The organism is Nostoc sp., assembly GCF_041747015.1.
In the GTDB taxonomy this organism is placed as follows: domain Bacteria; phylum Cyanobacteriota; class Cyanobacteriia; order Cyanobacteriales; family Nostocaceae; genus Nostoc.
The window spans coordinates 1-10,046 of record NZ_JBGTFY010000308.1 but is presented as its reverse complement, the minus strand read 5'-3'; the positions used below and the strand labels follow the sequence as shown (position 1 = coordinate 10,046).

The window sequence follows — 10,046 nt, the reverse complement described above, 5'->3', positions numbered from 1 at the left end:
ACGACTTCTATTGATTGATGATGACCCTAACCTCATCTTGCTGGTGAAGGATTACTTGGAATTCCGGGGATATGAAGTTATCACCGCTGAAAATGGACGTGAAGCTCTGGAAATTTTAGAGCAAGATGTTCCAGACATGATTATCTGCGACGTGATGATGCCAGAAATGGACGGATATACTTTTGTAGAACAAGTCCGGCAAGATGAACGCACCAGCTGGATTCCGGTTCTTTTCCTTTCAGCTAAGGGACAAAGTGCAGACCGAGTTAAGGGTCTGAATAAAGGTGCTGATGTTTATATGGTCAAACCCTTTGAACCAGAAGAACTCGTAGCGCAAGTTGAATCCTCGCTGAAACAAACTATCCGTTGGAAAGAACACCAAGCAAAAGGAGGCGAAAGCGGTTCCCGTATCCAGGTTCCCTTCGATGTGCAGTTAACCCCAACCGAACTGAAAGTAGTTCAGTTTGTCGCTAGGGGTTTAGCTAACCGGGAAATTGCTGAAGAACTAAATGTTAGTCAGCGCACGGTTGAAAGCCATGTGTCCAATATGTTGGGCAAAACTAATCTCCACAACCGCACTGAACTAGCGCGTTGGGCGATTGAAAATCAAATGGCTTAAACCCTGCTGATGATTGTTGAAGTGCTGAGTTTTGAGTTACAGTGTCCTAACTCAAAACTCAAAACTAGTAAATTATGAATTGTGAAGTCAAGTTTGGATTTTTTTAATTCAAACTTCATAATTCATAATTTATGATAAATTACTTAACTGCTATCTTCCAACCCGGATATCACGTAAAAATATCACTACATCACCTCACGCAAATCCGGCATTTCCGCAAGTGGAAAGGGAATATACAGCAGAAGTTAGGAGTAAAAGCATGAGGGTGTTTGAGTTTTGATTTTAACTTTGTACTTAATTTACATGATTTACTTATCTTCACATAGTTTGGTTTTTTCGTGCCTACCACTTAATTCTGTTTTGAAGGTTTTAAGAAATCGGTTCATAAACCATTTGGGGAATCAATACTTCGTCTTGTAATTGCCCAATACCTAAAAAGCGAGTCTCTTGATCATAAACTCGCACTATTTCGGAAATATCGAAAGTTAAAGAAATTCGCTGACCTTGACACCATTTATAAGCAGATGTTGCTGGTAAAGTCACAGATGACAAATGTTGTAAAGCTGCATCAGCTACAAAAGGTTGAAATGTCCCAGCTTGTAGTTTAGTTTCTAAGTCGGTCAAAGTGAGACTATCTGTTAAATCGAAACCACTGCTTTGGGTGCGGAGCAAAGCTGCAAGAGTGCCACCAGTTTCTAAGATTGCACCTAAGTCACGAGCGATCGCTCTAATATATGTACCAGAACCACAGGCGATTGCCACATCTAATTCGGGAAAATCTCCTTCTCGCCAGTCCAAGATTTCTATGTGAAAAACTTCCACTGTCCGCGCTGGAACTTCCACTATTTCACCTTTACGTGCTAAGTCGTAGAGGCGTTTCCCTTCCACTTGAATTGCACTGTAATTAGGTGGTATTTGCTCAATCTTGCCTTCAAATTGTGACAATGCAGTTTTTACCTCTGCCAAACTCAATCCAGCACAAGGTTGAGAAGTGATGATTTCACCTTGTAAATCATCGGTTGTGGTACGCACACCCAGGCGAATGGTGGCTTTATAACCTTTGTTTTCTGGCAGATATTGCAATAATCTTGTGGCTTTACCAAGTGCGATCGGTAAAACTCCGGTAGCTGCTGGATCTAAGGTTCCTGCGTGTCCCACACGTTTGAGGCGCAACAGCTTTCGCACCCGCGCGACGCAATCGTGGGAAGTCCAGTCAAATGGTTTGTTTAAGTTGAGAAAACCTTGAAATAGCACAAAATCAATAGTTACAGCTTCTAAATTCTATAAAATACTGATTAATATAATACTCTAATTGAAGAAGTGCAAGCAAAAATTGAGACTCTAATTTTCTAAACGTAATTTTACAAAAATACAAATAAACATCTCGTAAAAATATTTTTTATCACGCAGAGGCGCAAAGGCGCAGAGAGGATTAGAAGGTAAATTTACACATTTGGAATGCTCCTATTAATTAGGCCTGTTCAAGTTAAATAAAAATCATTACGTGCAGCAGTGCAACACCAATATCCAACATCCAAAATCCGAAGCTGACTATGGTGTTGGGGACTTTTTTTTTACGGGTTTGGCTCCTTTTAAATCCAGCAATTGTGCTAATTCGGTTGTATTCAATGATTTGACGAGACTTAAACCAAGGGATTTACTAGAAATGCTTTGGGCGTAGGCGGCGTTGAGGTAGGAAATGTATTGCGGACTGGCTGCAACATAGGTTTCAAAGAAAGGTAAACTCAAAACATTCATGTAACGACGCGCTTGGAAAGCATCACCAATCATATCGGCAGGTAATGCTACTTGCTGATTTACAGAATTGCCGTTGCCGATGATAGAAAAATGAGTACCACCTACAAGCATGACGAGATACTTATGTGAATTTGCCAGCCAGGAGAAAGGTAAAATTTGCTCGGATAAAGCTGGTGCGACTGTATCATCACTACTGCTGATGAGCATTACTGGAGTTTTAATTTGACTTAAGCCAGTTTTGCCAAAAATAGAACTAGTAATTGGGTTAACTGCGATCGCAGCTTTAACTCTCTCATCCCGCAAGTTATAATCCTTATCAGACTTGCCGACCCTTAATTCTAAAGTGCGACACTGGAGCAATAAAGACATATTCCAGGTATTTTGCAGGGCTGCTGGTTGACAGTCTTGTTTTAGTTGCTCAAAGTTGATTTTAGCACCTGCCAAGGCTAAGGCTGTATAGCCTCCCAAGGATTGACCAAATACTCCAACTTGTTGCAGATTTAACCTACCTTTAAATCGTGAATCAGATTGATTACCTTTTTCTAATTGATTCAATATATATGTTATGTCCATTGGTCGGTCTTTAAATTCACTTGGTTCTGCTACTTCAATGGCGCGTTTATTCAGCAGTGAATGCAATTGTTTAATATTGCTACCAGGATGATTGGGAACGGCGACGACAAATCCATAGGAAGCTAGGTGAGTGGCTAAATATTGAAAGTTGCTGCTGTTTAAACCCAAGCCGTGAGAAATCACAATTACAGATGCAGCATTCTGGATATTAGGAATATAAACATCGGTTAATAAAAGCCGATTGCGTGTTGAGTCAAAAAACTTTAGAGTGTATTTTTGCGACTTCAACTTTCCCGGAATCTGTAAATCGGGTAATTGTGATAAGTTTGGTTGTTTGATGGTAACAGCTTCTATCTTAGACCTTTGGGAAACTACTGCGATCGCCCGATGGGTTTGATTAACAAGTTTCTCCAATTCCGTAGCTATTTCTAAAACCTCTGCTACATCAAGGCGAATGCTGCTAGTAGGATATTTACGCAATACATTCAAAAGTGTCAAGCCTCCTGATTCAGCAGAGGCTAAAATTAGCGCCGAGCGCAAGGTATCAAATTTTGGTTCTGGCTGACGAGATTTGGTTTTAATCACTTGCGCCAACCGATGCAGCAAAAATTCTCCTTGCGGTGTGTAGAGAAGTTGCGAAACTACTACCGGACTAACTTTCACACGATTGAGTAAAATCCGCCGCAATTCCTGAAGCTGTTGTAGAGGCAGATATTGCTGATAGGCTGCCAAGTCTTCGTTAATTACACCTATTTTGGCGTAGTTTTCTAAAGTGGAGACTGAAATGGAAAGCTCTAAAGCTGAATAAGATGCATAAATCCGCTCTGCTGCCAAGACAGAATTACTAATTCCAAAGGTTGGCAGCAGTGTTGAAAGAACCAGCAATAAGAAACTTTTTCTTAGGCTGCTGGCCCAATTACCAAACAAACTATTCATCGCTCAACTGTTTCGGTAGTCTGGTTTTCTCAGGTGTTGGCTTTGGTAGTTATTCGGGCACCCTGCTTGGTTTAATTAAAATTATTAGCCTCAATTTTATAGATGTTTATCTGTGGCTATAAAGTCAAAATTTAGATACTACAGAGTCATATAGATAGGTAAACTATCCATCTTGCAAGAGTTTGACTCAAATAGTTTGCCTTCACGACGAAATCATAACAACTAAATAAATACTCTGCCTCAGTATTTATGTTGTAGCTTTGAATATGGTACGAATTCATTAGATTTAAAACTCAGTAAAACTTCTGAACTAATTTTCATTAATCCGTTTTTCCTAATGCGATCGCTACTGAACCAATGACGACTAAACTCGCTCCTAATATTCCTATAATAGTCAAGCGCTCTGGTGGTATCAAAGAAGGGGCAATAACTGATACAACTGCAACTGCTATTAATGTCACAATGGGAGCTAAAGCTAATACTGCACTTACTCGTGATGCTTCCCAATGTTCTAATGATTCTGCAAAAGCACCGTAAGCAATTAGAGTATTTAAAGCACAGAAAATCAACATTCCTAAGTGCAAATTATCAAGTATAAAAAGTGATTTTACTCTAGCTAAAGGAGTGAATAATAAAGCACAACTCCCGTAAATAATCAGCATGATACTAGGAGAAGATAAAGATTGTAATAACTGCTTTTGTGCTAAAGCATAAATAGCCCATGCTACTGCTCCTAACGCAATCAAAACACTACCTAGTATATATGTGCCATGCGCTGTAATTAAATTTGTGAGTTGTTCATGAAAAAACAAGAGATAACCGCAAATCAATACACTTACACCAATCCATTGATACAGCCGATAACGTTCCTTAAAAATCACCAACCCTCCTAAACCTAATAAAAGGGTAGATAATTGAATGAGAACTTCAGCATTAGCAGGTGATGTTAGTGCTAAACCTTGCATAAATAGAAAGTAATTAATCCCTAAGAATAGTGTAGCGATCGCTAATAGTTTCCAAGAACTAGAGCGCAGTTGTTCTAGCTTAGGTAATTTATTACTTATTCCTAAATACATGGCAAGTAGTAAAAAAGATCCTAAAAACCGAAACCAAATGACGGTGTAGACATCAAGTACTTGCAGAGTTACTGCAAGTGCAATAGGTAAAATTCCCCACAATAAAACTGTTAGTAACGATAATGCTAGCCCTAAGCGCCAGCGACCAGAACTTTGATGTAGTGACATTAAAATATCCTACTCAAAGTAGGGCTGATCAGAAGTTAAAACATATCTAATTTGCATATCTAAATTTTATCAAACTCTTGTAGAGGTAAGCATATTAACCACCTAGAGCGCTTCACGTAATACCTAAGCTGAAGCCGGAAGATTTTCCCTTTAACAAGCTGCCGGACTCAAATCGTGCGATCGTAAGTACCATTAGTAAGAGATTTCCCATAAATAAATTATCTAATCTTGTGGGGTGAACGAGACACCTACCCCACAAGAAGTAGTTTCCTTGTTTTTTATTTTAAAGTCCTTAAGAGGATGTTTAAAAAGTCCTCTTGTCCATAGCAAAACGTTCTAAATCCCCCATTTAAAAGAAATCAGCCATCCAAGGAGAGACACCGGCAAATATTTGCGTAGCTGCTGAGATAGCCGCTTCCGTCCCATCTAGTTTTCCCGCTAGTTGTAGATGGTAAGGAGTGAACAAACTTGTGTATAGTGGCGCTAATTCTCGGATATCTAGCTGCAACTCACCCTTTCCACCTCTTGTAACTTCACCACGTCCGTTAGCGACCGAGAGGATAAATTTACCATTGTTTGCAGCTAGCAAATTATCTTGAATTTCTAAATGCAGTTCAGCTTGAATTCCTAATGGATAACCCCGCAGCTCCAGCGCTTTGACTACATCTATCACCCTTAGCAGCCAGCGAAACTGACGCCACATCTTAGCTGTTTGCTCTGGTAGTAACAATGTTAGGGAATCAATTGCAGAAGTTTTCCATCGCACCTGGTGAATTTGGGAACGATGATTTGCTAGAAAAGACCAGAAGGTTTGTGCAGCTGCAACTGTGCGGAGTACCCAATCTTTCACCCAGAGAATTTCACCATCTTCTGTTCGCTCTTGAGTAAAGATGATGTAACCTTGGGGTTGGTCTTTAGTACCAATAAAATACGCGTAGAGTATTTCCTTCTCGTCTGGTTGGATTAACCGTTCCCAGATTGCTGGATGTCGGTCTAAATATCCATGTGTTAGTCTCGCCTGCTGCTGATATAACTCATGAAAAACTTCATGATTAACGGGCACCACTGGTTCTAAAGGTAGAGGTTGCTCTCGCACTTGGATATTCTTGGTAGCAACTTCCCAAATACACCAGCTACCCCCTTGCTCATACCCTACTTTTCGGTACAAGCTTTGAACAGCTGGATAAAGGGCGGAAATAGCAACTCCTCTAGCATAAAGTTCTTTGAGAGTGTGCTGCATTAGAGCGATCGCAGCTCCCGAACCGCGATATTCTGGAGCAATGCCTACTGCGGCAATTCCTGTCATTGGTACACGCACACCACCCCACCACTGACCCATATCGAGAGTTGCCAGTCCACCAACCACTTGCTCTAATCTACGGATAATGCGGAAATTTTTTACGCCAATAAGGTTGATGTAAACTTCTTCGCTACTAAGGGCGCTGATGAAACACTGATTAAGGATATATCCCAGCTGCTGAATATCCTGTGGATGGGCGAGAGTGCTGTATTCAAATTGAGGCATCATCTCTTCTACCATTACTATTACTAATATTACAAAACTAGAATCATACTACAACGAGGGTTACTTGATTGCTTCACCAACTATTTAATACATAATGTGGCGGAAATAAACATACCATTCGATAAGGCTGATTTTTTATTGATGCAAAGTGCATTACTTTTTAGCAGATATCTTGAGCCGGATGGCTGGTTTTAGATGAATGTAGCCAAGAAGAGGAATGGGAAAGGACAAGTACGGTTCTTGCCTTTGTATTAACGGTCGTTACGTTAGACTATACTTCTAAATTAAAGATTGTGGTTTCATGCAAACTCTTGAGCAAATTACTGCAAACTTGAAAGTGGCAAGATTACTCTATGAGCCAGTACCTTGTACTCCCTTTTCATCTATTCCCGCAATTAGCTTGTTTAGTGGTGGCGGAGGTATGGATATTGGGCTTGAAGTTGCAGGCTTCAAAACATATTGCTGTGTTGAAAATGATACTCACTCCTGTATTACTTTACGATCAAATAGAGATTGGGGAGCAAAAACTGATGTCCATACTTTTTTAGAGAAAGCAGTTGTAGTTGAAGATAGTATCTGTAATGTAAGTGGCAAAAGGATTCTTGAAGCTACAAGCTTAAAAAAAGGAGAGGTTTCTCTAGTGTACGGCGGCCCACCTTGCCAAGCCTTCTCAGTATTCGGAAAACGCAAAGGATTGGAAGATGAACGGGGGATCTTACTGTGGGAGTTTGTAAGGATAGTTAATGAATTAAGACCAGAGGCTTTTATTTTAGAAAATGTCTTAGGATTAAAAACATATGATCAGTCCTCAGTTTTTACTGAGTTATTAGATAGATTATCTCAAAATGGAAAATATACAGTCTCTTTCCATAAGTATGAGTTAGCTGACTTTGGTATCCCACAATTTAGAAGTCGAATCTTTTTAATTGGGAGTCGAAGAGGAATTAATGTTCCACCTATGACTCCAACTCATGGAGGTTTCGTGAAACCTTACAGAACGGTTAAAGAAATCCTAAAAAGTTTACAGGAGCCTGAACTTATTAACCTTCCAAATCATAGAGGTCGGGTTCATAGTCAAAGAATTATAGACAGGTATGCTTCCTTAGAATTTGGGCAACGTGATCCCAAGACTCGTATCAATAAGCTTAATCCAGATCGTCCGAGTTTTACCATTGTTGTAGGGTCTGATGCTGGAGGAGGGAAAGGACATATTCATCCCTATATCCCCCGTGAGGTTACACCAAGAGAATCTGCAAGAATACAAACATTTCCTGACTTTTGGGAATTTAGTGGAACAAGTAGACATCCTATAAGGCAAGTAGGGAATGCAGTTCCTCCCCTTTTTGCAGCATTATTGGCAGGACATATTCGCAAATACCTATTTAATGAACTGCTCACTCTTTCATATGAGGATGCAGTTAACTATTTAGGATTAGATTATCTAAAATATAGCTATGCTTGATGATTTGTTTAGTCATAAAATTCATGCTTCCGATTTAGAAGATTGGAAGCGTAGATTAGTCAAGTTGGCTCAAGTCTTTCTGTCTTTCGATAACAAGCCTCTTGATCGAGATAGATTTGATGAATCTCTCAGGTTATTATCACCTACTACTGCACGCTCTCCATTTCGAGATATTTACTCCATATATATATCAATATTGGGAGTTGGACACATCACACTTGAGGAAGGAGTATGGAAGTGTCATATCAGTGAGACTGCAAAAGTTTACTTAATTGGCTCCGAACCAAATGTAGAAGCATTTTGTAGGCTACAGTTAAGTCTCTATCAAAGACCTGACGGTAGAGGACAACAGTATAATCGACTGACTCCAAGTATAGAACATCAGACACAAGATAAAACTCTTTCTCTAATTCAAGATGGATACAGAGTGTGTCCGCTACGATTAATCTTTAAAATTTTTGAAGCCAAAGCCAGATTACAAGGAGTTCTACAAGACTCTATCTGTGTTACACCTGAAGAAGTTTATACTTTGGTCAACTGTCAAGAACTAAGAGATAAACCAACCCCAGATATCGAGGAGCTAACTGATGCTTTGAAAAGATTCCAATCTCATGAGTTGCCTGTATTAAGTGGTGAGAGAAGATTTCCATTTCTGGAAGCAACTGGACTGCTCAAAGTAGACAAATCTAATAATCTAACACTTTATCCATATAATGATTTTATTCTCAACAGTAATAGAAATTTGCAGATTGAAGCAATCAAATCACTAGACAACTTCTTTGATGATTTCAATGAATGCGATACCATAGGTCAGATATATACAGTTCTGGCTTCTGGAAAATGGGCTAACTATTTTGATGCTTGCAAGACTCTTTCTTCAGATAAAGTCCAGAGAATTGCTGGAGAAATATTAATAAGTCCATCTTTTCTCATCCCTGAAGCTTTGACTAAGACTGAATCTACTGGTATTCACCAACCTTCAAAATTACCCCAACGTAGGCGAGTTGATAGAAGCCATAAAAATGCTTCATTTCAGAGAATAGAATCTCAAAGGATAGTCAATCCAGAAGAAACAAGGATACTAAGAGAACGTCGTAACGCATGGCATGATCTGCTTGTTCGTAAGATGAGAGATTCTTTGTTGAGGGCTGGCTTAGAACCGTGGGAGACTGATTTGATTGACCTACTAGCAGATTTAGAGAATATCACAAATTTATACCCTAATGGATTGCCTCTAAGTAATACTTACATAGAAAGAGCCTCTTTACCTTATTTCAATCCTGAAAATCAGACTGATTTAACATTTATTTTTGAAATGAAGAGTAGTGATGACTCGATTGCTGTTGAACAGGTGAGAAAAGCTGTAGCCCAACTCTATGAGTACAGGTATAGATATTATAGAGAAGGACAGATTAAACAAAATGCTCTTTTAATTATTGTTTTACAGAACTCCTTGAAAAGCTACGCATGGATGAAAGATTATCTGCTGTTTGATAGACATATTGCTGTTTGTTGGTTGAAGGAAGACGGTGATGAGTTTGACTGCTTTGATGAGTGCCGAGCAATTCTTGATCCGCTTATTGCTAGCTAGGAAACCCGAAGGTTAGACACATCACTATGTACACAGCAAACTTGAGCATCTGAAGCCCAAAATCACTTTACAAAAGCTTAAGGTTTGTACGTAAAGTAGATTTGCTGATTACTTTATCAAAATATTTAATTGCTTCATTAAAATACCTAATTGCTTTTTCAAAATACTTAAATGCTTTTTCAAAATGCCATTCGACTTAAGAGGTTGTTTGAAAAGTGTCAGCTTGAGCCTTAAATGCAACTTAGAGAAGTGATCGCAAGTCCCATAACTCTCATTATCTCGTTTAACTTCTCGATAGCCAGAGTAGTCAAACATACGTTGGATGACTTTTCAAACAT

Annotated in this window: 7 protein-coding genes; 3 read left to right on the top strand and 4 right to left on the bottom strand. The window is 39.2% G+C overall.

All coding sequences use genetic code 11. From position 1 onward, the window contains the following. Nucleotides 1-619 (top strand): response regulator transcription factor (locus tag ACEW80_RS24690; RefSeq protein WP_373529124.1); only part of this gene is annotated, 619 nt, incomplete at its 5' end. A gap of 369 nt (nucleotides 620-988) precedes the next feature. Here ACEW80_RS24690 and truB read toward each other — a convergent pair. From truB to eis, 4 genes are all read right to left on the bottom strand, one after another. Continuing rightward, nucleotides 989-1,873 carry a tRNA pseudouridine(55) synthase TruB gene (gene truB, locus ACEW80_RS24685; RefSeq protein ID WP_373529123.1) on the bottom strand — a complete coding sequence of 295 codons (885 nt, stop codon included), beginning with the start codon at nucleotides 1,871-1,873 and terminating at the stop codon, nucleotides 989-991. Between the two features lie 297 nt (nucleotides 1,874-2,170). Beyond that, on the bottom strand, nucleotides 2,171-3,835 hold the full coding sequence (locus ACEW80_RS24680) for an alpha/beta hydrolase (protein ID WP_373529122.1): 1,665 nt from the start codon (nucleotides 3,833-3,835) through the stop codon (nucleotides 2,171-2,173). Between the two features lie 371 nt (nucleotides 3,836-4,206). Beyond that, nucleotides 4,207-5,130 (bottom strand): DMT family transporter, encoded by a 924-nt coding sequence (locus ACEW80_RS24675; protein ID WP_373529121.1) that lies wholly within the window; start codon nucleotides 5,128-5,130, stop codon nucleotides 4,207-4,209. A 349-nt stretch (nucleotides 5,131-5,479) separates the two neighbouring features. Beyond that, nucleotides 5,480-6,658, bottom strand: a complete 1,179-nt coding sequence (gene eis, locus ACEW80_RS24670; RefSeq protein ID WP_373529120.1) for an enhanced intracellular survival protein Eis — start codon at nucleotides 6,656-6,658, stop codon at nucleotides 5,480-5,482. A gap of 298 nt (nucleotides 6,659-6,956) precedes the next feature. Here eis and ACEW80_RS24665 point away from each other — a divergent pair, with 298 nt between their 5' ends. Then, nucleotides 6,957-8,117, top strand: a complete 1,161-nt coding sequence (locus ACEW80_RS24665) for a DNA cytosine methyltransferase (RefSeq protein WP_373529119.1) — start codon at nucleotides 6,957-6,959, stop codon at nucleotides 8,115-8,117. Continuing rightward, entirely contained in the window at nucleotides 8,110-9,708 is a 1,599-nt protein-coding gene (locus ACEW80_RS24660; RefSeq protein ID WP_373529118.1) for a hypothetical protein, read from the top strand. The genes ACEW80_RS24665 and ACEW80_RS24660 overlap by 8 nt, the downstream gene beginning before the upstream one ends. The last annotated feature ends 338 nt before the right edge of the window (nucleotides 9,709-10,046 follow it).